Source organism: Marinobacter metalliresistant, from assembly GCF_038098645.1.
GTDB lineage: Bacteria > Pseudomonadota > Gammaproteobacteria > Pseudomonadales > Oleiphilaceae > Marinobacter > Marinobacter metalliresistant.
The window spans coordinates 1,078,848-1,104,789 of record NZ_CP101118.1 but is presented as its reverse complement, the minus strand read 5'-3'; the positions used below and the strand labels follow the sequence as shown (position 1 = coordinate 1,104,789).

Annotated in this window: 23 protein-coding genes and 1 pseudogene; 16 read left to right on the top strand and 8 right to left on the bottom strand. The window is 57.1% G+C overall.

Features of this window, described 5'->3' with window-relative positions; translation table 11 throughout:
- Window positions 1–57 precede the first annotated feature (57 nt).
- From NLK58_RS05110 to NLK58_RS05100, 3 genes are read left to right on the top strand one after another with little or no spacing between them, the layout of a single operon-like run.
- Entirely contained in the window at window positions 58–522 is a 465-nt protein-coding gene (locus NLK58_RS05110) for a L,D-transpeptidase family protein (RefSeq protein WP_376788083.1), read from the top strand.
- Window positions 523–546: 24 nt separating this feature from the next.
- Window positions 547–1,770 (top strand): mechanosensitive ion channel family protein, encoded by a 1,224-nt coding sequence (locus NLK58_RS05105; protein WP_341582192.1) that lies wholly within the window; start codon window positions 547–549, stop codon window positions 1,768–1,770.
- Complete coding sequence (locus NLK58_RS05100; RefSeq protein ID WP_341582191.1) at window positions 1,767–2,555, top strand: S-methyl-5'-thioinosine phosphorylase; 789 nt, start codon at window positions 1,767–1,769, stop codon at window positions 2,553–2,555. Before NLK58_RS05105 ends, NLK58_RS05100 begins: the two co-directional genes overlap by 4 nt.
- Here the strand turns inward: NLK58_RS05100 and NLK58_RS05095 are convergent.
- On the bottom strand, window positions 2,530–3,354 hold the full coding sequence (locus tag NLK58_RS05095; protein WP_341582190.1) for a CsiV family protein: 825 nt from the start codon (window positions 3,352–3,354) through the stop codon (window positions 2,530–2,532). The genes NLK58_RS05100 and NLK58_RS05095 overlap by 26 nt on opposite strands.
- A 29-nt stretch (window positions 3,355–3,383) precedes the next feature.
- On the bottom strand, window positions 3,384–6,917 hold the full coding sequence (gene mfd, locus NLK58_RS05090; protein WP_341582189.1) for a transcription-repair coupling factor: 3,534 nt from the start codon (window positions 6,915–6,917) through the stop codon (window positions 3,384–3,386).
- A gap of 236 nt (window positions 6,918–7,153) precedes the next feature.
- Here mfd and NLK58_RS05085 point away from each other — a divergent pair, with 236 nt between their 5' ends.
- The 10 genes from NLK58_RS05085 (at window position 7,154) to sthA (ending at window position 17,547) form a co-directional block, all read left to right on the top strand.
- Window positions 7,154–8,608 carry a glyceraldehyde-3-phosphate dehydrogenase gene (locus NLK58_RS05085; RefSeq protein WP_376788082.1) on the top strand — a complete coding sequence of 485 codons (1,455 nt, stop codon included), beginning with the start codon at window positions 7,154–7,156 and terminating at the stop codon, window positions 8,606–8,608.
- A 266-nt stretch (window positions 8,609–8,874) separates the two neighbouring features.
- Window positions 8,875–10,221: a Na(+)-translocating NADH-quinone reductase subunit A gene (locus NLK58_RS05080; protein WP_117617551.1), complete on the top strand. Its 1,347-nt coding sequence runs from the start codon at window positions 8,875–8,877 to the stop codon at window positions 10,219–10,221.
- A 4-nt stretch (window positions 10,222–10,225) separates the two neighbouring features.
- Window positions 10,226–11,434: an NADH:ubiquinone reductase (Na(+)-transporting) subunit B gene (locus NLK58_RS05075; RefSeq protein WP_117617550.1), complete on the top strand. Its 1,209-nt coding sequence runs from the start codon at window positions 10,226–10,228 to the stop codon at window positions 11,432–11,434.
- Window positions 11,427–12,230 carry a Na(+)-translocating NADH-quinone reductase subunit C gene (locus tag NLK58_RS05070; protein ID WP_341582187.1) on the top strand — a complete coding sequence of 268 codons (804 nt, stop codon included), beginning with the start codon at window positions 11,427–11,429 and terminating at the stop codon, window positions 12,228–12,230. The genes NLK58_RS05075 and NLK58_RS05070 overlap by 8 nt, the downstream gene beginning before the upstream one ends.
- 2 nt (window positions 12,231–12,232) lie before the next feature.
- Entirely contained in the window at window positions 12,233–12,898 is a 666-nt protein-coding gene (locus NLK58_RS05065; protein ID WP_341582186.1) for an NADH:ubiquinone reductase (Na(+)-transporting) subunit D, read from the top strand.
- Window positions 12,898–13,506, top strand: a complete 609-nt coding sequence (gene nqrE / locus NLK58_RS05060; RefSeq protein ID WP_117617547.1) for an NADH:ubiquinone reductase (Na(+)-transporting) subunit E — start codon at window positions 12,898–12,900, stop codon at window positions 13,504–13,506. Before NLK58_RS05065 ends, nqrE begins: the two co-directional genes overlap by 1 nt.
- A gap of 37 nt (window positions 13,507–13,543) precedes the next feature.
- On the top strand, window positions 13,544–14,770 hold the full coding sequence (gene nqrF, locus NLK58_RS05055) for an NADH:ubiquinone reductase (Na(+)-transporting) subunit F (protein WP_117617546.1): 1,227 nt from the start codon (window positions 13,544–13,546) through the stop codon (window positions 14,768–14,770).
- A 9-nt stretch (window positions 14,771–14,779) separates the two neighbouring features.
- On the top strand, window positions 14,780–15,829 hold the full coding sequence (locus NLK58_RS05050; protein WP_117617545.1) for an FAD:protein FMN transferase: 1,050 nt from the start codon (window positions 14,780–14,782) through the stop codon (window positions 15,827–15,829).
- Between the two features lie 13 nt (window positions 15,830–15,842).
- Window positions 15,843–16,091, top strand: a complete 249-nt coding sequence (gene nqrM / locus NLK58_RS05045) for a (Na+)-NQR maturation NqrM (protein WP_117617544.1) — start codon at window positions 15,843–15,845, stop codon at window positions 16,089–16,091.
- A gap of 64 nt (window positions 16,092–16,155) precedes the next feature.
- Entirely contained in the window at window positions 16,156–17,547 is a 1,392-nt protein-coding gene (gene sthA / locus NLK58_RS05040) for a Si-specific NAD(P)(+) transhydrogenase (RefSeq protein ID WP_117617543.1), read from the top strand.
- Between the two features lie 7 nt (window positions 17,548–17,554).
- Here the strand turns inward: sthA and NLK58_RS05035 are convergent, their stop codons facing one another.
- The 5 genes from NLK58_RS05035 to dusA form a co-directional block, all read right to left on the bottom strand.
- The gene (locus NLK58_RS05035) at window positions 17,555–18,379 is read right to left on the bottom strand and encodes a glycerophosphodiester phosphodiesterase (protein ID WP_117617542.1); all 825 of its coding nucleotides are present in this window, start codon (window positions 18,377–18,379) and stop codon (window positions 17,555–17,557) included.
- Window positions 18,376–19,503, bottom strand: coding sequence for a 3-deoxy-7-phosphoheptulonate synthase (locus NLK58_RS05030; protein ID WP_117617541.1), 1,128 nt, complete (start codon window positions 19,501–19,503; stop codon window positions 18,376–18,378). The genes NLK58_RS05035 and NLK58_RS05030 overlap by 4 nt, the downstream gene beginning before the upstream one ends.
- Before the next feature lie 11 nt (window positions 19,504–19,514).
- Entirely contained in the window at window positions 19,515–19,964 is a 450-nt protein-coding gene (locus NLK58_RS05025) for a TerB family tellurite resistance protein (protein WP_117617540.1), read from the bottom strand.
- A gap of 42 nt (window positions 19,965–20,006) precedes the next feature.
- Window positions 20,007–20,972, bottom strand: coding sequence for a transaldolase (tal, locus tag NLK58_RS05020; RefSeq protein WP_117617539.1), 966 nt, complete (start codon window positions 20,970–20,972; stop codon window positions 20,007–20,009).
- Between the two features lie 127 nt (window positions 20,973–21,099).
- Window positions 21,100–22,062 carry a tRNA dihydrouridine(20/20a) synthase DusA gene (gene dusA, locus NLK58_RS05015; protein WP_341582185.1) on the bottom strand — a complete coding sequence of 321 codons (963 nt, stop codon included), beginning with the start codon at window positions 22,060–22,062 and terminating at the stop codon, window positions 21,100–21,102.
- A 926-nt stretch (window positions 22,063–22,988) separates the two neighbouring features.
- Here dusA and NLK58_RS05010 point away from each other — a divergent pair.
- The 3 genes and pseudogenes from NLK58_RS05010 to NLK58_RS05000 all read left to right on the top strand — a co-directional run bounded on the left by NLK58_RS05010 (window position 22,989) and on the right by NLK58_RS05000 (window position 24,886).
- Window positions 22,989–23,294 carry a type II toxin-antitoxin system RelE/ParE family toxin gene (locus tag NLK58_RS05010; protein WP_117620280.1) on the top strand — a complete coding sequence of 102 codons (306 nt, stop codon included), beginning with the start codon at window positions 22,989–22,991 and terminating at the stop codon, window positions 23,292–23,294.
- A 33-nt stretch (window positions 23,295–23,327) separates the two neighbouring features.
- Window positions 23,328–23,609 (top strand): annotated as a pseudogene (locus tag NLK58_RS05005) (addiction module antidote protein); the annotation flags it as partial.
- 362 nt (window positions 23,610–23,971) lie between these two features.
- The gene (locus tag NLK58_RS05000) at window positions 23,972–24,886 is read left to right on the top strand and encodes an AEC family transporter (protein WP_117617536.1); all 915 of its coding nucleotides are present in this window, start codon (window positions 23,972–23,974) and stop codon (window positions 24,884–24,886) included.
- On the opposite strand, the gene NLK58_RS04995 is transcribed toward NLK58_RS05000, so the two are convergent.
- Entirely contained in the window at window positions 24,863–25,780 is a 918-nt protein-coding gene (locus NLK58_RS04995; protein ID WP_117617535.1) for a zinc ABC transporter substrate-binding protein, read from the bottom strand. The two genes, NLK58_RS05000 and NLK58_RS04995, sit on opposite strands and share 24 nt — an antisense overlap.
- Window positions 25,781–25,942: the final 162 nt, after the last annotated feature.

Here is a 25,942-nt window from a genome sequence, read left to right as displayed (position 1 = left end):
TGAACCCACAAGGGAGCCTGGCCAGTGCTGATTCATTCCACTGCAGCGCGAATCGATATTGATCTGACCCTCCAGCTCCTCAGGCTTGTCACCGGAGATGGGCAGGTTCTTGCCTCCTATCCGGTATCCACGGCACTGAACGGCCCGGGTGAACAGGATGGCAGTGGCTGCACCCCGAGGGGTGAGCACTATATCCGTGCCCGTATTGGTGCCGGACTTCCAGCCGGGACGGTGTTCCGTGGCCGGCGTCCGACCGGCGAGATCTACAGTCCCGGGCTTGGCCTTGAGCACCCCGGCCGGGACTGGATTCTAAGCCGGATTCTCTGGCTGTGCGGTCGTGAATGGGGAAAAAACCGGGGGCCGGGTGTCGATACTTTCCGTCGCTTCATATACATTCACGGCACACCAGACAGCGAGCCCATGGGGGTGCCGCTGTCCCATGGCTGTGTCCGGATGCGGAACGCCCACATTCTTGAACTGTTCGAACGTGTTGGGCCGGGTGCAGCCGTTTACATCCATTAAACCGTTTTTTGTCAGAGGGATCCGATGATCGGGGATTTTAAGGCCATCGTGAATGGCTGGATCGAGAATTTCGGGCTGCTCTCGGAAAGCTGGCGTGTTGGTATTGTTGTGTTTGCGCTGGTATTCGGAACAGCGGCGGTGGCGTATGTCGCCAGTCATATCGTCGGTGCGCTGGAGCGAAAATTCAGTAAAACCAGTAACCTTTGGGACGACGCACTGCTTCATGCCGCGCGCAAGCCTGTCGTCGCGTTTGTCTGGGTACAAGGCGTATACTGGGCCGCCGAGGTCGCTCACCGGTATTCGCAGGCCGAAATTTTCAAGGCCAATGACTCAATGCTCCAGCTGGGTTTCGTGTTCGTGCTGGTCTGGGCGGTACTTCGCCTGATCAAGGAAGGCGAGGGGATTCTCGCTTCTCCCGTGAAGATGAAACAGCCCATGGACTACACCACTGTGAATGCGGTGAGCAAGTTATCCAGGGCCGTGGTCATAATTACCGCCGTTCTGATTGCAATGCAGTCTCTGGGGTACAGCATCTCCGGGGTGCTGGCGTTTGGCGGCGTGGGTGGCATTGCCGTCGGCTTCGCCGCCAAGGATCTGCTGGCGAATTTCTTCGGCGGTTTCATAATTCACCTGGACCGCCCGTTCAAGGTGGGGGACTGGGTGCGCTCGCCGGACCGCAACATTGAAGGCACGGTTGAGCATATCGGCTGGCGGCTGACTACTATCCGGACTTTTGACAAACGCCCGTTGTATGTGCCGAACGCAACCTTTACAACCATTGCGGTCGAGAACCCCTCGCGGATGACCAACCGCAGGATCTCGGAAACCATTGGTATCCGGTATGCCGACGTCAGCCAGATGGCCACCATCGTTGCCGATATCAGGGCCATGCTGGAGCAGCATGACGATATTGACAGCAAGCAGACATTGATCGTCAATTTCCTCGCTTTTAATGCCTCGTCGCTGGATATCATGGTGTATACCTTCACCAAGACAACCCAGTGGGTTCGTTTTCAGGAAGTGAAGCAGGATGTGTTGCTGAAAATCAGCGACGTTATTGAGAGCCATGGTGCCGAGGTGGCGTTCCCGACAAGGACACTGCATCTTCCGGACGGCGTTCGGCTAACCGGGTCGCAGACCGGTGAGTCCCGCGATCAGGGCGCCGGTTCATCGTCTGCAAAAAGTGCGGAGAAATCACGGCATCGCCAGACAACGGGAGATGCAGACGATTCAGGAGATTCAGAATGACGTCACCGGAGAAAATTCATCCCGTCGGCATTATCGGTGGCACCGGGCTGACAACCTTGTCGGGCCTGGAGATTACCGGCGAAAAGCAGGTCGGGACATCCTGGGGCATGCCATCGGCGCCACTGGTTGAAGGGCGACTGGGAGACCAGCCGGTCATATTCCTGTCCCGCCATGGCAATCCGCACCGCATTTCGCCTCATCAGGTGAATTACCGGGCCAATCTGCGGGCCCTGTATGATGCCGGCGTCAGAACGGTGGTTGGTGTCAACGCTGTGGGCGGGATTCACAAGGACATGGGGCCTGCTCACGTGGTCATTCCCGATCAGATTATTGACTATACTTGGGGGCGTGCCAGTAGCTTCTTCGAGGGCGATCTGGCGTCAGTGACCCACATTGATTTCACCTGGCCCTACGATGAGAGTGCCCGCCAGATCCTGATTGATGTCGCCGGCGCTGAGGACGTGCCGTTCTCGGGTTTCGGGGTTTACGGCGCAACCCAGGGTCCGAGGCTGGAAACGGCGGCTGAGATCATCCGCATGGAGCGGGACGGCTGCGATCTGGTGGGTATGACAGGCATGCCGGAAGCGGTGCTGGCAGCCGAACTGGGGATGCGCTATGTCTGTCTCGGGCTGGTGGTGAACCGGGCGGCCGGCAAATCCGACCACATCATTACCATGGCGGAGATTGAAGAGGCCATTGAGCGGGGGATGTCTGGGGTCAGGCGGATCCTTGAGGTCTCAATGGCCGGTCTTGGTGTGCTTACTCCGTTGCCTCAATCTTCTTGAAGAACACCAGGACGCCGATGGTGGGGGAGTCCAGGAAGTGGACTTCCTCGCTCCGCATCCGGCGTGTTTCCCGAATCCAGGTGAGCAATTCCAGAGGCACAGATTCGGCCCTCAGGGCTTGCGGTTGAACGGCCGGATCGCCTGCTGAGGTTGTGGCCGGGTTTTCGCCTCCGGGCGGGGGCGCCTCTTCCGTGGATGCATCCGGGATTTCTCCGGCCGCGGGCTCATCAAGCGCCGGCCGGGCATCTTCCGCAGTCTGCCAGTGGTTCAGGTGAACACCCACATGGAGATAGCGCTGGCGGTCGATGGTGATGTGGCCTTCCACCTCCCGGGTTCCCGCGCCTTCGATCCAGTCTCCTGCCTCAATCCTCAGAGGAGTGCCTTCATAATCCGGCGGAAAGGCTTCGTACCAGCCGGCGCTGACCAGTACGCGGTATCTGCCGCTGCGCTCCAGGCGTTTGGCTGCGTTTGCAAGATACAGCTCGTTCCGGGGTGCCAGGTTCAGAGTGGTTTCCGTTGATCCGTCCTGAAGCACCGACCAGAGTACCTGGTCGGTTTCGACCGGTGGCTCCACGCTACGACCCGACATTTTTTCATTCACCGCTTCAGGCTCGACAATCCGCTCAAGAATCACGAATTCTGCACGGTAATAGTCCTCCGGAATCGGTTTGCCCGGTTCCAGTGGCAAACTGGCGCGCTCAGGTTGCTGGGCAGTGCCAGTGGTTGAAACAGTCAACAGGAGCGCTGCCAGAAAGGCCCGTGTCGCGTATCGGTTCCAGCGAGTTCCATCAATCTGCAAGGGTCGTACTCCACATGTTGATCGGGCGTTCATGAGCCGGATGCGCCGTGTTTGGCAGGTTCCAGTTCGTCAAGCATCCGGGAAATGCCGTCGAGTTTACCATCGGTTGTGGCATCCTTCAGCCGAAAACGGAAGCTGTTGGCCCCTTCAAGCCGGTACTGGTCCGGCCTGGATTGCACTTTTTTAACCAGTACCAACGGGTCTACCGGCGTCGAGCTGCCAAATTCCAGGCGCGCCCATTCCTTGCCGGCATCGACTTTCACGATACCCAGGGCCTCTGCCTCGAGCCGAAGCCCGGTCTGGCGGATCAGGTTCCTGGCCGGATCCGGTAATAATCCGAACCGGTCAATCATCTCAACCTGAAGTTCTTTTAATGCTTCGTTGTTATCCACGCTGGCAATTCGCTTGTACAGCATCAGCCGGTTATGGACGTCCGGCAGGTAATCCTCCGGAATCAGGGCAGGAATACGCAGATTCATTTCGGTGCCGTGGCTCAGGGGCAGATCGGCATTTGGCGTCCGGCCCTCACGAATGGCCTTGACGGCCTCATCCAGCAGCTGCATGTACAGCGTAAAGCCGATGCTTTCGATCTGGCCGCTCTGTTCCTCTCCGAGCAACTCGCCAGCGCCCCGGATTTCCAGGTCGTGGGTGGCCAGCATGAAACCGGCACCCAGGTCCTGTGCTTCCGAGATGGCCTCCAGACGCTTTTTGGCGTCCGCGGTGATGGATTTCGGCGGCGGCGTCAGCAGGTAGGCATAGGCCTGGTGGTGCGAGCGACCCACGCGGCCACGCAACTGATGCAGCTGCGCCAGGCCGAACTTGTCGGCCCGCTCGATGATAATGGTGTTGGCGCTGGGAATGTCGATGCCGGTTTCGACAATGGTGGTGCACACCAGCACATTGAAGCGCTTGTGGTAGAAATCCGACATGATCTGTTCCAGGTCCCGTTCCCGCATCTGGCCATGGGCCACACCCACCCGGGCTTCGGGAATCAGCGACCGGAGGTCCTGAGCGGTTTTTTCAATGGTCGCCACATCGTTATGGAGGAAGTACACCTGGCCGCCCCGGAGTATTTCCCGGAGGATGGCTTCCTTGACCATGGGGTTGTCCCGCTGGCGGACAAAGGTCTTCACCGACAGGCGCCGGGCCGGCGGTGTGGCGATGATCGACAGATCCCTCAGGTGTCCCATGGCCATGTTCAGCGTACGCGGAATCGGCGTCGCGGTGAGAGTGAGCATGTCGACTTCCGCCCGCAGGGCCTTGAGTTTTTCCTTCTGCTGCACGCCGAAACGATGTTCTTCGTCGATGATCACCAGCCCGAGGTTTTTGAACCGGATATCGCCCTGAAGGAGTTTATGGGTGCCGATCACGATGTCGGCCTTGCCATTTCCAATGGCTTCCATTGCCTTGCTGGTCTGGCCGGACGAGCGGAAGCGGCTGAGCAGTTCCACCTGTACGGCCGTGTCTGAGAACCGGTCCCGGAACGACTCATAGTGTTGCTGTGCCAGCAGGGTGGTTGGCACCAGGACGGCCACCTGTTTGCCGGACCAGGTCGCCATAAAAGCGGCCCGCATGGCCACTTCGGTTTTGCCAAAGCCGACGTCACCACAGACAAGGCGGTCCATCGGGCGTTCACTGGTCATGTCTTCAATAACGGACTGAATGGCGACCTGCTGGTCCGGGGTCTCCTCGAAGGGGAAGCCGGCGGCAAAGGCCCGGTAGGCCTCTTTCGGATCTTCAAAGCTGAAGCCCTTGCGGGCCTCCCGGCGGGCGTAGACATCCAGAAGTTCCGCTGCGGTGTCGCGGATTTTCTCCAGCGCTTTCTGTTTGGTTGTGCTCCAGCGATCCGTGCCGAGTTTGTGCAGCGGGGCATGCTCGGTGTCGTTACCGGCATAGCGGGAAATCAGGTGAAGACTGGACACCGGCACATAGAGTTTTGAGCCGCCGGCATATTCCAGCATCAGAAATTCGCTGGCTTCGTCTTCAACAGTAATGGTTTCCAGGCCCCGGTAGCGACCGACACCATGGTCGATGTGGACCACTGGAGCACCGATGCGCAGCTCTGACAGGTCCCGGAAACCGGTATCATCGGTTTGTGTCGGTTTTTCCCGGCGCCGTCTTTGCAGCACCCGCTCTCCGAAGAGCGCGGTTTCGGTAATCAGCGCAAGGGAGTGCTCCGGGAGCAGGAGCCCTTGCTCCATCGGGGCAATGGTAATGCCCAGCGGACATCCGTTGTTCTCCAGAAACGCCTGCCAGTTGGCAAGGGTTTCAAGCTCAAGGCCCTGGTCTCCAAGGTTTTCAATCAGGGCCTCACGCCGGCCGGATGATTCCGCGCAGATCAGCACCCGGCCACTGAATTCCCGGAGAAACCGCTTCAGGCGGCCGGCAGGATCAGCGGCGCGACCGTCCATGGCAATGTCTGGCAGGGTTTGACTGGGGCAGTTGAACGATCCGGCGGCGTCCGAGGTTTCAGACGATATCGATACCCGCGGGAACGCCTTCAGGTGACCAAACAGTTCATCCTGCTGCAGGAACAGGAGGCCGGGCGGCAGGATTGGTCGTAAGCGGTCGTGGCGGCGGTCCTCGTACCGGTTCCGGGTTTCGGAGTCGAAGTGGCTGACGGCTTCGTTCAGTTCAGCGGCGGTAAATACATGGGTTGTGCCCGGCAGGTAATCGAACAGAGTAGCTGTTTGGTCGAAGAACAGGGGCAGGTAGTACTCAATCCCTGGTGGTGTAATGCCGTGGGTCACATCCTGATAAATGGGCGTGTCTTTGCCCGAATTGGGGAACTGCTCGAACCAGCGGCTGCGGAATCCGGAACGGGCTTCCTTGTGCCAGGGGAACTCATACGCGGGCAGCAGTTCGATGTGGTCTATACGATCGATCGAGCGCTGGGTCTCCGGGTCGAAGGTCCTGAGCGTTTCAATCTCATCATCGAACAGGTCGATCCGGTAGGGCTGGCCGGCACCCATGGGAAAGATGTCGAGGATCGAGCCACGAACGGCATACTCCCCATGCTCATAGACGTTTTCCGCGTGCCGGTATCCTGCGGCTTCCAGCTGCATTCGCCAGCTGTCGATGTCCAGGGACTGGCCGACTTCCAGCACAAGTGTGTTGCCCTGGAGATAGCTGACCGGGGGCAGCCTGTGCATCAGCGTTCGTGCCGGTACGACGAGCACGCCGTGGCTGGTTGACGGCAGCCGGTGCAAGGTGCGGATACGCCTGGAAGTAATGTCCTGGTGCGGCGAAAACAGGTCGTAGGGCAGGGTTTCCCAGTCTGGCAATGACAGCAGTTCCAGTCCATCCTCGCTGACGGCCGGGCCATCTTCCCCGGCGTCCAGGCCAAGGAAAAAGCGCATGGCCTGCTCCAGGCGAATGGCATCGTCGGTGCTGCGGGTGATGACCAGCGTCAGGCCCTTGTGGGCGCGGGCACTTTCACAGATGGCCAGCGCGTCACTGCTGCCGTGCAATTGGCCCCATATGCGATGATTGGCCGGCCGGGTTGGAAATTCCGGGGCAATCATGATCCGGGATGACGGGTGGGTGGTTGCACCTTGGCTCATGGGCAGTCTGGTTCTCCTGCTGTGGATGTCCGGGAGGCGGCGAGCCGCGTATTCTAACGCCCGCGGATGACGCTGTCATGGCGGCTGCGGCTGGCGAGCCCCCGTGTTCCGGGTGAAAGGGGGTGTCTACGAAGGTCTGGGGTGCTCGTATTTGCGGTCGGCGGGATTAAGTTGGATAATGTGCGCGCCAAATTCCAAGTGCCAATTGCAGAGGTCCAAGCGTGAGTCACGAACAGATCAATCAGCACCTGTCCAACTGGACAGAAAGAGAATCCACCGCGGAAGCCATGATTCCGCTGATCGGCCGCCTCTACCGCAAGAACAACGTGGTTACTTCTGTCTATGGCCGCGCAATCATTAACCAGTCTGTTATCGGTATCATTCGTGCCCACCGGTTCGTACGTCAGGTTGAAGATAGCGAACTGTCTGTTCACGACACCCTGCCGATCCTCCAGGCCATGGACAAGCTTGAGCTTGGCCGTGCCCACGTTGATATTGGCAAGCTCGCGGTCAAGTTCAAGGAAGAAGGTGGCGACCTCACCGAATTCCTGAAGCGTGAAATCGGCCCGGTGGTTGGTCAGTACGCCGCCCAGTCCGAGGAAGATGCCAACAACGACACCAAGGACGTGGTTCTGTATGGCTTTGGCCGTATCGGTCGTCTCCTGGCGCGCATCCTGATCGAAAAGGCCGGCGGTGGTAACAACCTGCGTCTGCGTGCGATTGTGGTTCGCCAGGGGGGTGCCGAGAATGATCTTGAGAAGCGCGCCAGCCTGCTGCGCCGTGACTCGGTCCACGGTCCGTTTGATGGCACCATCACTGTGGACGGGAAAGAATCCGCCCTGATTGCCAATGGCAACTACATCAAGGTGATCTACTCCGATGGGCCCGACAAGGTGGACTACACTCAGTACGGCATCAATAACGCCATTGTGATCGACAATACCGGTAAATGGCGTGACGAGGCTGGTCTGGGTCTGCACCTGAAATCCAAGGGTGTCAGCCGGGTGATGCTGACGGCGCCGGGCAAGGGCGACATCAAGAACATCGTCTATGGCATTAACAACGACTGGATCACCGATGAAGACAGGATTCTGTCAGCCGCCTCCTGTACCACCAATGCCATTACGCCGGTCCTGAAGGCCATTGAGGACGAGTACGGAATTGAAGACGGACACGTTGAGACCGTTCACTCCTACACCAATGACCAGAACCTGATCGATAACTACCACAAGGGCAGCCGTCGCGGTCGCAGTGCGGCCCTGAATATGGTTATCACTGAAACCGGCGCGGCCAAGGCGGTTGCCAAGGCGCTGCCGGTTCTGAAAGGTAAGCTGACCGGTAACGCCATCCGGGTACCGACACCCAACGTCTCCATGGCGATCCTGAACCTCAACCTCAAGAAGGAGGTTGATGTGGAGGGTGTCAACGAGTACCTCCGGGAAATGGCGCTGCATTCCGAGCTGCAGAAGCAGATCGATTTCGTGAATTCTCCGGAAGTGGTTTCCACGGACTTCGTGGGTTCCCGCCATGCCGGCATCGTTGACGCCCAGGCGACCATCGCCAGTGGCAAGCGTCTGATCCTTTACGTCTGGTATGACAACGAATTCGGTTACAGCGCCCAGGTGATCCGTGTGGTGAATCAGATGGCCGGCGTAAGTTACCCGATCTTCCCCAAGCGTGCGAGAGACTGATCAAACCGCACTGACCTGGTGAAGTGAAAGGTATGAAAACCCCGACAGTGAATGCTGTCGGGGTTTTTGTTTTATCGGTCTGTGAGCCAGGCGGTTTACGTTCAGGCACAAACCTGTTCCGGTTTCTGGTGGAAATAGGATTCCTTAATCTCTATAATTGGCGCGATTTTGGGTATGTCTGGCACTCCGTTTCTCATCGTTTCCTGGGCCGCAGGTGTCGGGCGTTACAAATCCATTGAATAGTTTCTGATGATTGGACGAGGCTAATGATTAAGATCAAAAAAGGCCTGGATCTTCCCATCAGCGGCGCTCCCGAACAGACCATTACAGACGGCAAACCCGTTCGCCATGTGGCGTTGATCGGTTTTGACTACAACGGCATGAAGCCGACGATGGCTGTGAAAGAGGGGGACCGTGTCAAGCGCGGTACGCTGCTGTTCACGGACAAGAAGACCGAAGGCGTTCGTTATACTTCACCCGCCGCCGGCGTCGTGAAAGAGATTAACCGTGGTGAGCGTCGGGTATTCCAGTCGATCGTTATCGAAATCGATGGCGATGAGGCTGAAACCTTTGCGCGCTACAGCGAAGCGGATCTTGCCGGCCTGGAACGCCAGCAGGTGGTTGACAACCTGGTGGAGTCCGGGCTGTGGACGGCGTTCAAGACGCGCCCGTACAGCAAGGTTCCGGAGATCGATTCCGCTCCCCACTCCATTTTCGTGTCGGTCATGGACACCAATCCGCTGGCAGCAGACCCGACGGTCATCATAGGCGAGAATGGCCAGGCGTTCGAAAAAGGCCTTACGCTCCTCACCAAACTGACCTCCGGCAAGGTATTTGTCACTGGCAAGCCCGGATCCAACGTTGCGGTTCCCAAGTCCGACGCCGTTGAAGTGCACCAGTTTGACGGTGTGCACCCGGCCGGCAACGTGGGCACCCATATCCACCACCTGGATCCGGTTTCCGGCAGCAAGACTGTCTGGAGTATCAACTACCAGGACGTCATCGACATCGCCAGGCTGTTTGAATCCGGTGAAGTGCCGGTCGAGCGTATCGTGGCGATCGGCGGCCCCAAGGCCCTGAAACCCCGCCTGGTGCGTACCCGCCTGGGTGCCAGCCTTCCGGAACTTCTGGACGGTGAGATTGCGACCGACTGCGAAGTACGGGAAATCTCCGGCTCCGTGTTCGGTGGTCGCCGCGGCGATGGCCCCTGCGCGTACCTTGGCCGTTTTGCCAACCAGGTTTCCGTGCTGGAAGAAGGCTACAAGCGTGAGTTTCTGGGCTGGCTGTCTCCCGGGCCGAACAAATTCTCGGTTCTGAACATCTATCTGTCCAAACTGGCCAGTGGCAAGTTATTCAACTTCACCACCACCACCAACGGCAGTGAGCGGGCAATGGTTCCCATGGGTGCCTATGAGCAGGTCATGCCCCTGGACATTCTTCCAACCCAGTTGCTGCGTTCGCTGATTGTCGGCGACACAGAGATGGCGCAGAAGCTTGGCGCGCTCGAGTTGGATGAAGAAGATCTGGCGCTGTGCACCTTCGTGTGCCCGGGTAAATATGAATACGGTCCGATTCTCCGCGAGAACCTGACCCGAATCGAGATCGAGGGCTAAGACGATGGCTATCAGACAGTTTCTCGATGGAATCGAGCATCACTTTGAAAAGGGTGGCAAGTACGAGCGGTGGTATGCGCTCTTCGAAGCCGTGGACACTATTTTCTACACTCCCGGCAAAGTTACCTCCACGACGGCCCACGTGCGCGATGGCGTAGACCTCAAGCGCATCATGATCACCGTGTGGTTGTGCACTTTTCCGGCGATGTTCTTCGGCATGTGGAACATCGGCTATCAGGCCAACAGTTTCCTGGCTTCCAATCCGGGTGCCATGATCGCTGACGGCGGCCTGCGGGCTGCATTCATCCAGGCGCTTGCCATTACCGGTGCCGGTGCCGGCGTCTGGGACAACTTTGTCTATGGTATAGCGTACTTTGTGCCTATCTACTTCGTGACCTTCGTGGTCGGTGGCTTCTGGGAAGTGTTGTTTGCCACCGTGCGTCGTCACGAGGTGAACGAGGGCTTCTTCGTCACGTCGGTTCTGTTTGCACTGATCTGCCCGCCGACCATACCGCTCTGGCAGGTGGCTCTGGGCATCACCTTCGGTGTGGTTATCGGCAAGGAAGTGTTTGGCGGTACCGGCAAGAACTTCCTGAACCCGGCACTGACTGGTCGTGCGTTCCTCTATTTCGCCTACCCGGCGCAGCTTTCCGGTGACACGGTATGGACCGCCGTTGATGGTTTCAGTGGTGCCACGGCTCTGAGCTGGGCAGCCAGCGGTGGTCTGGAGGCCCTGCAAACCCAGATCGGCTGGATGAACGCCTTTGTCGGTACCATTCAGGGGTCCGTCGGTGAGACCTCAGCCCTTGCAGTGCTTGCCGGCGGCCTGATTCTCCTGATTATGAAGATCGCCAGCTACCGGATTGTGGGTGGTGTTCTGATCGGCATGATTGGTATGGCCCTGGTGCTGAACATTGTCGGTTCGGAAACCAATCCCATGTTCGATGTGCCCGCGCACTGGCACCTGGTGATGGGCGGGTTTGCCTTCGGGATGATGTTCATGGCGACGGATCCGGTGTCCGCGGCGATGACCAACACGGGCCGCTGGTGTTTCGGTATCCTGGTGGGTGTGATGACGGTTCTGATCCGTGTGGTCAACCCCGCCTTCCCGGAAGGTATAATGCTGGCGATCCTGTTCGCTAACCTGTTTGCGCCGCTGATGGACCATTACGTGGTCCAGGCCAACATCAAACGGAGGCTTGCTCGTGGCTAAAGCTAAAGAAACCGTCTCCCGCACGCTGATTGTTGCGCTGGTGCTGAGTGTTGTGTTCTCGGTGGTAGTTTCTGTCGCGGCGGTCACGCTCCGCCCGGCCCAGATTCAGAACCAGAAGCTGGATATCGTAACCAATATCCTCTCCGCCGCCGGTATGCTGGAGCCTGGCTCCAGTACCCAGCAGATCAAGGAAGCGTTTGAGCGTTTTGATGTCCGGCTGGTGGATCTTGATACCGGCAAATTCGTGGAACCGTCGACGGTTGGTGTCGAGGACCCCATGAAGTACAACATGTACAAGGCCGCTTCCGATCAGAAAATGTCCGAAATGATCCCGCCTTCAGAGGATAAGGCGGGTATCAAGCATCGTCCGAATATCGCCAAGGTTTACACCTTGACCGAGAATGGCAAATTGGTTCGCGTGGTGTTACCCGTTCACGGCTACGGCCTGTGGTCTACCCTTTATGGATTTATTTCGCTCGAAGGTGACCTGAACACCATTGAAGGGCTTGGTTTTTACTCCCATGCGGAAACACCGGGGCTTGGTGGTGAAGTCGACAACCCTCGCTGGAAGAAGCAGTGGGTCGGTAAGAAAGTCTATGAGGACGATACCTACGAGCCCCGAATTCAGTTGGTCAAGGGCGGTGTTAGCGCCGACGCGCGTAACAAGCAGCACAAAGTTGATGCTTTGTCTGGTGCGACGCTCACCAGCAGGGGTGTTGAAAACCTGGTCAATTACTGGATGGGCGAGAATGGATTCGCCACATTCCTGCAAAAACTTCGTGAAGGGGAGGTCTGATCATGGCAGCCGGATCGGTCAAGCAGGTTCTTTTCGAACCAATTTTAAACAATAACCCCATCGCCCTTCAGATTCTGGGTATCTGCTCGGCTCTGGCGGTAACCACCAGCATGAACGTGAGTATCGTCATGTCAGTGGCGGTTATTGCGGTTACTGCGTTCTCAAATCTTGCGGTATCGCTGATACGCACCCAGATCCCGGGCAGTATTCGGATCATTGTGCAGATGACCATCATTGCTTCCCTGGTAATCGTGGTTGATCAGATTCTCAAGGCCTACGCCTACGAGATCTCCAAGCAACTTTCGGTTTTCGTGGGTTTGATTATCACCAACTGTATCGTCATGGGTCGTGCGGAAGGCTATGCCATGAACAACCCGCCGTTAATGAGCTTTCTGGATGGTATCGGTAACGGTCTGGGATACGCCGTCATGCTGATGTTCGTGGCTTTCTTCCGCGAACTGATCGGTGCCGGCTCCCTGTTTGGTTTCACCCTGTTACCTACTGTGAACGAGGGCGGCTGGTATGTGCCCAATGGCCTTTTGCTTCTGCCCCCCAGTGCTTTCTTCATCATTGGCCTGGCTATTTGGGGGTTGCGCATCTGGAAGCCGGAGCAGGTTGAAGAGCCGGATTACAAGCTGTCCCGCCATACCGCCAAGGAGGCTTTTTGATGGAACATTATATCAACCTGATTGTAAAGGCTATTTTCGTTGAGAATATGGCGCTGGCGTTCTTCCTGGGGATGTGCACCTTTCTCGCCATATCCAAGAAGATTGAAGCTGCGACAGGCCTGGGTATTGCTGTCATAGTTGTGCTGACGGTTACTGTCCCGGTTAACAACCTTCTGTACAACAGCGTTCTTCGGGAAGGCGCTCTGGGCTGGGCCGGCCTGCCGAATGTTGATCTGAGTTTTCTCGGATACCTGAGTTACATTGGTGTAATCGCAGCGATTGTCCAGATCATGGAAATGGTCATGGACAAGTACATACCGGCACTTTACGCCGCCCTGGGTGTGTTTCTGCCACTGATTACAGTGAACTGCGCCATTCTCGGTGCCTCGCTGTTCATGGTGGAGCGTGACTATGCCTTCGGCGAGAGTGTGGTGTATGGCTTTGGTGTTGGCATCGGCTGGGCATTGGCAATTATCGCTCTGGCGGGTATCCGCGAGAAGCTCAAATACAGCGATGTTCCGGAAGGCCTGCGCGGGCTGGGTATCACCTTCATTACCGTTGGTCTAATGTCTCTGGGCTTTATGTCCTTTTCCGGCATTTCCCTGTAACTCATCCGGTGATACGGTTTAACAAAAAGGCGAGACCATGAATACAGAAATTATTCTCGGCGTGGTCATGTTCACCGTTATCGTTCTGGCCCTTGTCGCGGTGATTCTTGCGGCGAGGTCCAGGCTGGTAAGCACCGGTGATGTGACCATTGAGATCAACGATGATCCAGAGCACACGTTGAAGACCGAAGCTGGCGGAAAGCTGCTCGGTACCCTGGCGAACAACGGAATTTTCCTGTCTTCTGCCTGTGGCGGAGGCGGTACCTGTGCCCAGTGCAAGTGCAAGGTGTTTGAAGGCGGCGGTGCCATGCTGCCGACGGAAAAGACTCACTTCACCAACCGTGAAGAGAAAGAGGGTTGGCGCCTGTCCTGCCAGGTTCCCGTCAAGCACGATATGAAGGTGGAAGTGCCGGAAGAGTTCTTCGGCGTCAAGAAGTGGGAATGTGAGGTCGTCTCAAACCACAACGTGGCGACCTTCATCAAGGAACTGGTGCTGAAGCTGCCAGAAGGGGAAGAAGTAGACTTCCGTGCCGGCGGTTACGTGCAGTTGGAGTGCCCCCCGTATGAAATCGACTTCAAGGATTTCGAGATTGAGGAAGAGTTCCACGAAGACTGGGACAAGCACAACATCTGGCGTTACAAGGCGATTAACAAGGAAGACACCATCCGCGCGTATTCCATGGCGAACTACCCGGAAGAGAAGGGCGTTCTCAAGTTCAACATCCGTATCGCCACGCCGCCTCCGGGTACCGATCACCTGCCGGGCATCATGTCCAGCTACGTATTCAACCTGAAGCCGGGTGACAAGGTCACCGTGATGGGACCGTTTGGTGAGTTCTTCGCCAAGAAGACCGACGCCGAAATGGTATTCATCGGCGGTGGTGCGGGTATGGCGCCCATGCGCTCCCACATCTTCGATCAGCTCAAGCGTCTGAACTCCAAGCGCAAGATCAGCTTCTGGTACGGTGCGCGAAGCGTTCGCGAGATGTTCTATGTGGAAGACTTCGACGGGCTGGCCGAGGAAAATGATAACTTCGAGTGGCACGTTGCACTGTCAGATGCGCTGCCGGAAGACAACTGGGAAGGCCCGACCGGCTTCATCCATAACGTGTTGTACGAAAACTACCTGAAGGACCACCCGGCTCCGGAAGATTGTGAGTTCTATATGTGTGGGCCCCCAATTATGAACGCATCTGTTATCAAGATGCTCAAGGATCTGGGCGTTGAGGACGAAAACATCATGCTGGATGACTTCGGAGGTTAAGCGATCCTGATGACATTCCGCATGCTTCGACCCGCCAGGGTGGCCCTGGCCAGCGCTTTTGCAGCGCTGGCCATCGTCGCTCTGGCGGGTTGTTCGTTTGAGCCCGAAGAACAAATCTGGGAAATATCGGGCCCCGTTTTCGGCACCAGGTACCACATCAGTGTGGTATTGACGGACGATCAGGAAAGGCTTGAGACGCTGTCAGACGGTATCGAAAGGGTGCTCGAAGGGGTAGATGCCTCTATGTCCACCTGGCGTGAAGATTCGGAATTGTCCCGGTTTAATCAGCAACCGGACCAGTCGGACTGGACGCCGGTCTCCGAGGAGCTCTTTGAGGTGCTTCAAAAGGCCGATGAAATCTCGAAACTGACCGACGGAGCCTTTGATGTAACAATTGGCCCAGTGGTGAATCTCTGGGGGTTCGGGCCGCAGGCACAACCGGAAACGATACCCTCAACTGAGGAACTTGCAGAGGTTTTGTCTGCGACCGGTTTCGAAAAGCTTGAGCTGAGAGCCAGTCCGCCGTCAGTGCGGGCATCCACGCCACAATACGTGGATCTTTCTGCCATTGCCAAGGGCTATGGCGTGGATGCGGTGGCCCGCTTTCTCGACAGTCAGGGCGTGCAGGCCTACCTCGTGGAGATCGGAGGGGAAGTCCGGGTCAATGGGCGAAAACCGGACGGCAGCACCTGGCGTCTGGCGATAGAGCAACCGATATCTGAAGGGCGGCAGGTTAACCGGGTGGTGTCGCTGGAATCCCGCTCCATGGCGACATCCGGTGACTATCGGAACTATTACGAATCGGAAGGACGCCGATATTCCCATACAATAGATCCTGCGACCGGTGAGCCGATTACGCACAATCTGGCGTCGGTAACCGTGATTGCAGCGGACTGTATGACCGCAGACGCCCTGGCAACGGGGTTTAATGTGATGGGCTACGAGCGGGCCAATGAGCTCGCGGTAAGGGAAAATATCCCGGCCTATTTTATTGTAAGGACAGATGAGGGCTTCGAGACGCATCAGACGCCGGCCTTTTCGTCTTACGTGACTCAATGAGGGGGAGGGCAACATGGGTACCTTTCTTTTGGTTTTGTTTATTGTAGTGCTGCTGGTTGCAGCCATGTCCATTGGCGTGATTTTCGGGCGCAAGCCGATCAGCGGAACCTGTGGCGGCATTGGCGCCCTGGGTATCAGCCAGTCCTGTGATATCTGCGGTGGTAATACCCGGAAATGCGAGGAAGAAAACGAGCGACTGGCCAATGAAGGAAAAGAGCCCGAGGCCCTGGCATACGACGCCACCAGGACCAGCAAGCATTGATCTGATTCTGTTTTCAACAATTACAACCATTTTTTCACGACGTAGATAAGGAGTCACTGCGCGCATGGCAGAACATCATTACGACGTCGTCGTTATCGGCGCTGGTCCGGCCGGCGAAGGCGCGGCGATGAATGCGACGAAACACGGTAAACGTGTCGCGATCATCGAGGACAAGCCCACGGTTGGCGGCAACTGCACCCACTGGGGCACCATTCCGTCCAAGGCCCTGCGTCATTCCGTCAAGCAGATCATCACCTTTAACACCAACCAGATGTTTCGGGATATCGGTGAACCCCGCTGGTTCTCCTTCCCGAGGGTTTTGCAGAATGCCCAGAAGGTGATAGGCAAGCAGGTCAAGCTCCGGACCCAGTTCTATGCCCGGAACCGGGTGGATCTGATTAATGGTCGTGCATTTTTTATTGACCAGAACCGGGTCGAAATCCGCGGCAGCAAGTCGGTGGACACCCTGCACTTCAAGCAGGCCATCATAGCTACCGGCTCCCGGCCCTATCTGCCACCGGACGTGGATTTTCGTCATCACCGGGTCTACAACTCGGACACCATTCTGAACCTCTCCCATACGCCACGAACGCTGGTTATATACGGCGCTGGTGTTATCGGCTCGGAGTACGCCTCCATTTTCGCCGGGCTGGGTGTGAAAGTGGATCTGATCAACCCGGGCAGTCGGCTGTTGTCATTTCTCGATGACGAGATTTCCGATGCCCTGAGCTATCACCTTCGCAATAATGGCGTACTGGTGCGCCACAACGAGCAGTATGAGTCTGTCGTGGGTGACGACCATGGCATTGTGCTGTCGCTGCAGTCCGGTAAAAAGATCCGTGCAGACGCTTTCCTGTGGTGTAATGGCCGAAGTGGCAACACCGAGAAGTTAGGTCTTGAAAACATTGGCCTGGTGCCGAATGGCCGCGGTCAGTTGGCGGTTGATGAGCATTACCGCACCGAGGTTGAAAATATCTACGCCGCAGGGGATGTGATCGGCTGGCCAAGTCTGGCCAGTGCCGCCTACGATCAGGGTCGTTCGGCATCCTCGGACATCGTCCGGGATGAGTACTTCAGGTTTGTCTCGGACGTACCAACCGGCATTTACACCATTCCCGAGATCAGCTCCGTAGGCAAAACTGAGCGCGAGCTGACTGAAGCCAAGGTGCCCTATGAGGTTGGGCAGGCCTTCTTTAAGGATCTGGCCCGGGCCCAGATCACCGCTGAAGCGGTGGGCATGCTGAAGATTCTGTTTCACCGCGAGACGCGCCAGATTCTGGGTATTCACTGTTTCGGGGACCAGGCAGCCGAGATTGTCCACATCGGCCAGGCGATCATGAATCAGGACGGGGAGGCAAACTCCCTGAATTACTTCATCAACACCACCTTCAACTACCCGACCATGGCCGAGGCTTACCGGGTTGCTGCTCTTAATGGCCTGAACCGAATCTTCTGATTCGGCTTCAGTGCGAACCAGGGGTCAGATGAAGGCTTTCATCTGACCCCACGTTCATCTCGGGCTCCACATTTAGCGCTTCCCTCGCAGGCAAGCTCAACAATGCCTTGGCCCGGTTATCGAAAAATATCCGGGTGCTGGTGGGGTAGTCGGTAATAATGCTGTCCACCCCTATTTCTTCCAGTTGCAGCATGTCGTGAATGCGGTTCACTGTCCAGGTGGAGACGTGCATGCCACGGCGGTGTGCATGTTCAACAAGGTCCTTTGAGCACAGCTTCCAGTTAATGCAGAGGTACTCGCATCCCAGACGGCTGGCCATGCTCAGGGGGCGCGGGAACTTTCTTTCTGTTACCAGACCGATGCGGATGTTTTTGTTGCGCCGCCGGATTTCCTTCAGAAACCAGGTGTCCGACGACGTGATCGCGGCGGTCTGATACAGGCTCCGGCGCTGGATCACCTCCGTCAGCCGGTTACAGAGGATATTGAGCCTGGCGCGACTGTCCTTTTTGACCTCCAGTTGCAGGTGTTCCAGATCGTCAAACTTATCCAGAAGGTCTTCCAGTGTCGGTATACCGGTAGGCCTGGGCCATGAACTGGTATTGCGCCTTGCATCCATGGCCGCCAGTTCGGCAGCGGTGTATTGGCTGATGCTGCCTTTCTGGCCGGTGGTGCGTTCAACCGACAGGTCGTGCACCAGCACCGGCTTTCCGTCCTTCGACAGTACCAGATCCAGTTCGAAGTGCCGGATGCCGTGGCGGTAGGCGTGCACAAAGCCGGGCAGGGTGTTCTCCGGGGCCTCTCCTTTGGCGCCTCTGTGTCCGTACACAATCATTCGGGTGCTTCATCCTTCAGGCGTTGATAAATGGCCTGGCGTTTCTTCCAGGTGTCATGGCAGAGACGGATATCTTCGAGGTAAGCCGGCAATTCGTGCATCAGCAGGGCCTGGGGGCCATCCACAAGGGCTTTTTCCGGTTTCGGGTGGAAGTCCACCAGCACCATGTTGGCGCCCGCGATAACGCCCTGGGCTGTCGCGTGCATGACATCGAGAATGCCATCCGGCGATTGCTCACGGGTCCCGACCGAATGGGAAGGATCCACGCACACCGGCATGCGGGTCAGGCGTTTGACTGCAGGCACATGGGCAAAATCCACCATGTTGCGATGGGGCTGACCGGCCTCTGTTTTCATGCCCCTCAGGCAGAAGATGACGTTGGCGTTGCCTTCGCTGGCCAGGTACTCAGCGGCGTTCAGGGATTCATTCAGGGTGATGCCAAAACCACGCTTTAGCAGCACGGGGTAGGTGCTCTGCCGGCCAATGGCCTTCAGCAGCTCGAAGTTCTGGGTGTTCCGGGTGCCTACTTGCAGCATGACACCGGTGGGCCGGCCGAGTTTTTCCAGGCAGGTGTCGATTTCTTCAATATGGCTTTCGTGGGTGATCTCCATGGCGATCACCTTGATGCCATGTTTGCCGGCTTTCTCAAACACCCAGGGCAGGCAGCCCTTGCCATGCCCCTGGAACGAATAGGGGTTGGTGCGCGGCTTGTAGGCGCCCATCCGGGTGCAGACTTCGCCACTTTCCTCCAGAGCCTTCATCATCATGTCGACGTGCTCGGGTACATCTACAGCACACAAACCGGCGAAGATGTTCAGGTTGGTCTGATTGAATTCCACACCATTGTAGGTGAAACCGCTCTGTCGCCGGTCGTCCCGGTGACGGCCGAGAATGCGGTAATCCTCCGATATGCGAATGGCCCGCTCAACCGCCGGAAGTGCCTCGATTTCTTCCTTGTTCAGGGGTTTGGTGTCGCCCAGCAGATAGATTTCCGTCAGCCGCTGGGTGGCGCCCTGAACCTCGTGAACCCGCACGGTAACACCCGGAAGATTCTCAAGGTAATGCATTGTCTGGTGGTATTCTTCACTGTCCAGAGCTGTGTTGGGGTGAAGGATGGCTAACATGCTGTCTCCTTTTATGAACCGGCCCCTTCCGCGCGGTGCCGCGCCTGCATGTATTCCCGATGGTTAAGGTGCAGCAGGTCCGCCATGCGGCGAATAAGGTGTTCTTCGTATTTGTCGATGCGCCCGTCCGCAAAGGCCACGCGCCAGATGCTTTCCAGCAGTGCCTGTTTGCCTTCCTGATCCAGATGTTCGTTGATCTGACCGGTAAATTCATAAAGCGAGGTGGCATCGTCGGCGTGGCTGAGGGCGTCCTTCAGGATCTCCCCGGCTTCCGCCCGGGAGACCTGGTGTGCTTTAACCGCGCTATCGACAATGGCCTGCAGTTCCCGCTCATCTTCATGCTGATCAACCCGGGACAGTTGCACCATCAGCGCCGTGGCTGCCACGGCCAGCTGATGGTTATCAGGCTTTTCGTTTTCAGCTTCCGGTCCCGCAAACAGTTTTTTCAGGCGCTCGATCATGATCGGACAGTCGTACTCCTGTGTTCAGTGTCAGGCTCGGAGTCAGGCGGCTTTCGCGAGCTGCCGGACCCGGTTTTCAAGTTCAATCTGGTCCGCCGTAAAGCGGCGAATACCATCGGCCAGCTTTTCCGTGGCCATGGCATCTTCGTTGGATTCCCAGCGGAACAGCTTTTCATCGATAGTGCCAAAGCGATCCGGCGAGCTGGCCGAATCAGCCGTCAGTTGTTGCGGCAGACCGCCCTGGTCGTCTTTCAGCTCCTGTAAAAGGGTAGGGCTGATCGTCAGTCGGTCGCAGCCGGCGAGCATCTCGATTTCACCGGTGTTGCGAAAGCTGGCCCCCATTACCACGGTGTTGAAGCCGTTGGCCTTGTAGTAATTATAGATCCGGGTTACTGAAAGCACGCCTGGATCTTCGGCGGCCGGATAGCTGTCGCGGCCACTGTTGGCCAGGTGCCAATCCAGAATTCGCCCAACGAAGGGCGAGATCAGGAATGCCCCGGCCTGGGCGCAGGCGGCAGCCTGGATAAAGGAGAACAGGAGCGTAAGGTTGCAATGTATGCCTTCCTTCTCCAGTTGCTCGGCGGCTCGGATACCTTCCCAGGTAGACGCAACCTTGACCAGCACACGGCTGGCATCCACACCCTGTTTGTCGTAAAGCTCGACCAGGCGGCGGGCCCGTTCCAGAGTCCCCTTGGTGTCAAACGAAAGCCGTGCATCGACTTCGGTGGAAACCACGCCAGGAATCAGGTTCAGGATTTCCCGGCCGGCAAACACGGCCAGCATATCCGTCGCCATGGTCAGTTGCTCGGCATCTGATCCGCCGTGGCGGCGGGCTTCGGCTATTGCCTTGTCCAGCATCGGGCGATAGGCCTCGGAGGCGGCCGCCTTAAGCAGAAGCGACGGGTTTGTGGTGGCATCTTCCGGCCGCCATTTGGCGATTGCGTCGATGTCGCCGGTGTCTGCCACTACGGTGGTCATGGTTTTCAGTTGGTCGAGCTTGCTGGTCATTCGTCCTGTTGTCCCGGTTGATTTGTTATTGATGTGCCCGAATCCCGGGCGCTGGCTATATGCCTACAATAACGGGCCGCTCTGACAGGAACAAGACAACAAATGGTATGGGGTGTACTGAGAGCAATTAAGCTTCGGCAATCTCCGGACTGACCGGCTCCCTCACCTTTTCCAGGGCGGTCTCGATGACTTCCAGGCCAGCGCCGGGTTTGTGGGCATTCTCGCTGATGTAGCGCCGGAACCGCCGTCCGCCGGGCTGGCCGTGGAACAGGCCGAGAAGATGCCTGGACATGTGGGTGAGGAACACGCCCCGGTCCAGCTCGCTCTGAATGAACGGGAGCGTTGCCCGCAGCGCCTGGTGGCGCGTTTCTACGGGCGCGGCCTGTCCGAAGAACTCCGGGTCAACGCCGGCGAGCAGCCAGGGGTTATGATAGGCCTCCCGGCCGAGCATTACGCCGTCGGTGTGCCGGAGGTGTCCGTGGCACTCGTCGAAGGTCTTGATGCCGCCGTTAATGATCATTTCCAGGTGCGGGTATTTGGCCTTCAGGCGGTATACCCAGTCGTATTTGAGCGGCGGTATATCCCGGTTCTCCTTCGGACTGAGGCCCTCCAGAATGGCAATGCGGGCATGCACGATAAAGGTCCGGCAGCCGGCAGCGGCCACCTTTTCCACGAATTCACACAGATCGTCCCAGGATTCCCGGCCATCGATCCCGATTCGGTGTTTCACGGTAACCGGCAGATCCGTTGCCTCAATCATGGCGCGGACGCCTTCAGCCACCTTGTCCGGGTGCCCCATCAGGCAGGCGCCGATCATGTTGTTCTGCACCCGGTCGCTGGGGCAGCCAACATTCAGGTTTACCTCATCAAATCCATACTGTTCTGCAAGCCTCGCACAGTGCGCCAGCTCACCGGCATCACTGCCACCCAGCTGCAACGCCAGCGGGTATTCGGCTTCGTCATGGCGGAGGAAGCGTGCGGTATCGCCATGGATCAACGCCCCGGTGGTTACCATCTCGGTGTAGAGCAGGGTGTGCCGGCTAAGCTGCCGCGCCAGGTAGCGATAGTGGCTGGTGGTCCAGTCCATCATTGGTGCTACGCAAAACTTCCGAGACGGCCCATCGCCAGTGTTACCGCTGCTTACCGCTGAATTTCCTGCCTTTTCTGCGTCACTAATATAGACCATTTATTGCCCGTTATTGCCCGTTTTTCACCATTTTGGAAGGTAGTATATCGCGAAAGCCGCACCTTTGACCGTAAGGCTTTGGCGAAAGATTGGGCAAGCCGCCGTGAGCCGTGAGTTGGAGCTCCAGGAGCCCGGGGCCATCGATAAGGTTCGTCATCGCGGTGTCACTATTGGCGACTGGATGAGCGGATCTTTCCCTTCAACTCAAAGTCCATCAGTGCCCGGTTCACCGATTGGTGCAAGTTACTGGGCATCCCAGACCCGCACTTCAATGATCTCAGGCATGAGTGCATAAGCTGGTTGTTTTGAGCGAGGGTGGGATATTTCGAGTGTGGCAGGAGTGAGTGAGCATGCCACCTGGTCTTCTCTGCAGAGGTATACCCACCTGAGTCAGCATGAGCCACACGACAAATATGATGGGTGGAAGTGGCGCCCGGCTCCTGTCGATAGCCAGAGCGACCAACTGTAAAAACATTGTGAAATGTGAACTCTGACCCCCTTGCATCTTGAAAGACTCAATCGGCTTCTGTTTCTGGTGGTACTGAATGATCAGCGAAAGCTCCCGCAGGCTGATTGTCTCGATAGACTTCCCGCGCTTCTCAGGGAGCTCCAGCACCTCGCCCTGTTCTTCCAGGTCCATTTGCTTTAATTCCGGCGCCGGCTGACGCATGTCCATAGCTTGCAGGGTTCCAGGATTCTGCGGATTAGGGTCGCTTTCATCTTTGGCGGTCCTTTTCGAGCTGGAGCGGTGTATTGGTAATGCAGGCTTGCGTACTATCCCGGACTATTCCTGAATTGTTTTTCTGTATTCAGTTGGATACACTTTGATCATGAACGAACTGAACGAAACGGAAGAATTCGCCAGTTGGTTGTCCAAGCTGAGGGACCCGATTGGAAAGGCGAGCGTGATTCGCCGAATAAAAAGAGCGCGTAAGGGCAACTTTGGAGACCATGAGCCTGTTGGAGATGACGTCTCGGAGATGCGCCTTTTTAACGGTCCGGGGTACCGTCTCTATTACACGATGGTGAAGGACAAGGTTTATTGGCTGTTGGTCGGTGGAGACAAGTCCACGCAGGAAAAAGATATAGCAAGGGCCAAGGAAATGGCCGCTGATATTCACGGAAAAAAGCCGTGAGAGGTGGTGAAAATGACTGTTAATCAGGAAGCAATGGAAAAATACGGTGTTCGCCCATTCGATGCAGCTGAATACCTGGATGATGATGAGGTAATTGTTGCCTACCTGTCGGAGATCCTGGCAGATGGTGATATGGATGAACTTCTGGAAGCTCTGGGAGAAGTTGCCAGGGCGCGGGGTATGACCAAGCTCGCCGAAGATACAGGACTTGGCAGGGAGTCTCTCTACAAGGCTCTGACCCCTGGAGCGAAGCCGCGATTCGATACAATCAATCGCATTTTGAAAGGCCTCGGAGTAAACCTGCGAGCTGAGCCGGCTGAGCCACGAGTAACCAGAACTGCCACTGCTACTTATACTCATTATGGTCGCCGTGGATTGAAGGCCGGTGTGGCCAAGCGCGGTGCTAGAAACAAACTGAAACACGCTTAGCCCCCTGGCGAGCAGCGCGCGCCTGGCTCACAAGGTACCCGATGGCAACTTGAAGATGTGACTCGTTGGAGCCGGGCCTGTGGGCAGCTGTCATTTTGCCTGGAGCCAGATCAGCGCAGTTTTTTCCGGGGTGCCTGCGCTTTGCATGGCCGCGACAGGACGATGCGGCAGGCTTTTGCTATCCTCCATGGCTTGCTAATAATGGGCGGTTCTACGCCCGTCCTCTTCAGGTCTTGGAGTTTGCGCGTATGCCCCTGATGGTACAGGCTCTGCTGCCGGTATTTGTCCTGATCATGTTCGGGCATCTGTTCCGGCGTATTGATTTTCCGGGTGGCGATTTCTGGCCCCAGGCGGAGCGCTTTACCTATTACGTACTGTTCCCGGCGATGCTGGTTTTCAAGCTGGGGCAGGCACGCTTGCCAGCCTCGGCCTACGGCGAAATAGCGGTTCTGATCGGGTCCATGCTGTTAGCGATGACCCTGGTTCTGGCGATGGTGCAATGGTTCTGGCGCTGGAGTGGTCCGGTGTTTTCATCCGTTTACCAGGGTGCCATCCGGTTCAACTCCTACGTTGGCCTGGCTGCCGGGGGCATGTTGCTGGGCGATGAGGGGTTGTCGTTGACCGCAATAGCGGTTGCCGTCATGGTGCCGCTGCTCAACCTCCTATGCATCCTGATGTTTTCTCTGGTGGCGACGGACGGGCCGGTACGGCTTGGGCCGGTGTTCCGGGCCATTGGCACCAATCCGTTGATTGTTGGCTCGGTTACCGGTGTTGTCTGGAGCTTTTTCGAAATTGGTTTCCATCCCCTGATCGGCGGCATACTTGAGCCACTCAGTAATCTGGCTTTGCCCATGGGGTTGATGACGGTCGGCGCGGGTCTTCAATTGAAGGCGTTGCGCGGAGCGTCACTGCCTTTCATCGTCTCCTCCGTTCTGAAGCTGGTGGCTTTTCCCCTGATGACTGCCGGGCTGGCGCTGTTGCTGGGCCTCGACGGACTGATGGTGCAAGTTGCTGTTTTGCTGGCGGCCCTGCCGACTGCCACATCTGCTTATATCCTGGCTCGCCAGTTGGGGGGCGATGCCCCACTGATGGCGGCTATCATCAGTGGCCAGACCCTGCTGGCCATCGCTTCCATCCCTTTAATGCTGAGTATTCTCTGGTAGGCATTTGAGCACGGCATCGGCCATGCTGTGCTGAAAATCGTTATAGCCATCTGCAGTGACCATGATCTCCGTCGCCAGTGGATCCCAGGTACTGAATGTGACATCCAGATTTTGCGTGATCGATTTCCACCATTGCTGATTAAACTGGGGCTCGGTCAACAGGCAAGGGTGGTGGCCTTTGCGCAGTTTGCCCTGAACCTCGGCAATATGACGTGCGCCCGGTGAGAGCTCCGGGTTCAGTGTCAGAACACCTTCCAGTTTGAGATCGTAATGATCAGCAAATCGGGTGAAGGCACTGTGGTAGGAGAACAGGCTGATGTCGTGCGCTGGCGCCAGCCGGGCACGAATGGCGCTCTCAGTTTCCCGAACACTGGCCTGGAACTGCTCGAAGTTCTGATCCATGGCCGGAATGTTGACGCCTTCCAGTCGGACCAGTGCGTCGCGAATGGTCTCAGCCATTTCGATGGCCAGCTCGGGATCAAGCCAGGTGTGCGGGTCTTCACCATTGCCATGATCGTGGCCGTGAGCATCATGATCGTTTTGCCCGGCGTTGTCGGGCTCGTGCTCGCCTGCCATCAGTGTCACGGTGCGGCTGCTGAACTCTTGTCCCGACAGAAGCCGGTACAGAAAGTTTTCCATCTCCGGTCCCACCCAGAAAATTACGTCGGCATTTTCCAGGGCGCGCCGCTGGGAAGGTTTCATGGTGTAGTTGTGGGGGCTTGAGCCCGCTGGAACCAGACTGGTTGTCTGCATGTCTTCCGTGGCAATGGCGCGGACGATCAGCTCGACAGGCTTGATGGAGGTAACAATACGGGTTTCGGCATGCAGAAGGTCGCTTACAAGGAGGGTGCTGGCACCGAGTGCCAGTGAAAGTGCTTTTCCGGGAGCGCGCATGGGTGTTTCGGATCCTGCGATTGAATATGTAACGTTATAATATAACAGATATTTGGTTTTTGTCGCAAAAGTGGTGATTGTCGCAAAATAAGGTGCCAATGCCGGGATTTATCTGGCCTCGGAAACGCCCCGATCATGCGAAACCTGTTGAGGGCCGGTATA

Excerpts from the sequence above, each read along its gene's own strand:
- dusA (WP_341582185.1), bottom strand. The coding sequence starts at position 22,062 with ATGATGGACTGGACCACCAGCCACTATCGCTACCTGGCGCGGCAGCTT.
- NLK58_RS05080 (WP_117617551.1), top strand. The coding sequence starts at position 8,875 with ATGATTAAGATCAAAAAAGGCCTGGATCTTCCCATCAGCGGCGCTCCC.
- NLK58_RS05000 (WP_117617536.1), top strand. The coding sequence starts at position 23,972 with ATGCCCCTGATGGTACAGGCTCTGCTGCCGGTATTTGTCCTGATCATG.
- NLK58_RS05100 (WP_341582191.1), top strand. The coding sequence starts at position 1,767 with ATGACGTCACCGGAGAAAATTCATCCCGTCGGCATTATCGGTGGCACC.
- nqrM (WP_117617544.1), top strand. The coding sequence starts at position 15,843 with ATGGGTACCTTTCTTTTGGTTTTGTTTATTGTAGTGCTGCTGGTTGCA.
- NLK58_RS05035 (WP_117617542.1), bottom strand. The coding sequence starts at position 18,379 with ATGATTGTGTACGGACACAGAGGCGCCAAAGGAGAGGCCCCGGAGAAC.
- NLK58_RS05065 (WP_341582186.1), top strand. The coding sequence starts at position 12,233 with ATGGCAGCCGGATCGGTCAAGCAGGTTCTTTTCGAACCAATTTTAAAC.
- NLK58_RS05025 (WP_117617540.1), bottom strand. The coding sequence starts at position 19,964 with ATGATCGAGCGCCTGAAAAAACTGTTTGCGGGACCGGAAGCTGAAAAC.
- NLK58_RS05075 (WP_117617550.1), top strand. The coding sequence starts at position 10,226 with ATGGCTATCAGACAGTTTCTCGATGGAATCGAGCATCACTTTGAAAAG.
- mfd (WP_341582189.1), bottom strand. The coding sequence starts at position 6,917 with ATGAGCCAAGGTGCAACCACCCACCCGTCATCCCGGATCATGATTGCC.
- NLK58_RS05010 (WP_117620280.1), top strand. The coding sequence starts at position 22,989 with ATGAACGAACTGAACGAAACGGAAGAATTCGCCAGTTGGTTGTCCAAG.
- nqrE (WP_117617547.1), top strand. The coding sequence starts at position 12,898 with ATGGAACATTATATCAACCTGATTGTAAAGGCTATTTTCGTTGAGAAT.
- NLK58_RS04995 (WP_117617535.1), bottom strand. The coding sequence starts at position 25,780 with ATGCGCGCTCCCGGAAAAGCACTTTCACTGGCACTCGGTGCCAGCACC.
- NLK58_RS05050 (WP_117617545.1), top strand. The coding sequence starts at position 14,780 with ATGACATTCCGCATGCTTCGACCCGCCAGGGTGGCCCTGGCCAGCGCT.
- nqrF (WP_117617546.1), top strand. The coding sequence starts at position 13,544 with ATGAATACAGAAATTATTCTCGGCGTGGTCATGTTCACCGTTATCGTT.
- NLK58_RS05030 (WP_117617541.1), bottom strand. The coding sequence starts at position 19,503 with ATGTTAGCCATCCTTCACCCCAACACAGCTCTGGACAGTGAAGAATAC.
- tal (WP_117617539.1), bottom strand. The coding sequence starts at position 20,972 with ATGACCAGCAAGCTCGACCAACTGAAAACCATGACCACCGTAGTGGCA.
- NLK58_RS05105 (WP_341582192.1), top strand. The coding sequence starts at position 547 with ATGATCGGGGATTTTAAGGCCATCGTGAATGGCTGGATCGAGAATTTC.
- sthA (WP_117617543.1), top strand. The coding sequence starts at position 16,156 with ATGGCAGAACATCATTACGACGTCGTCGTTATCGGCGCTGGTCCGGCC.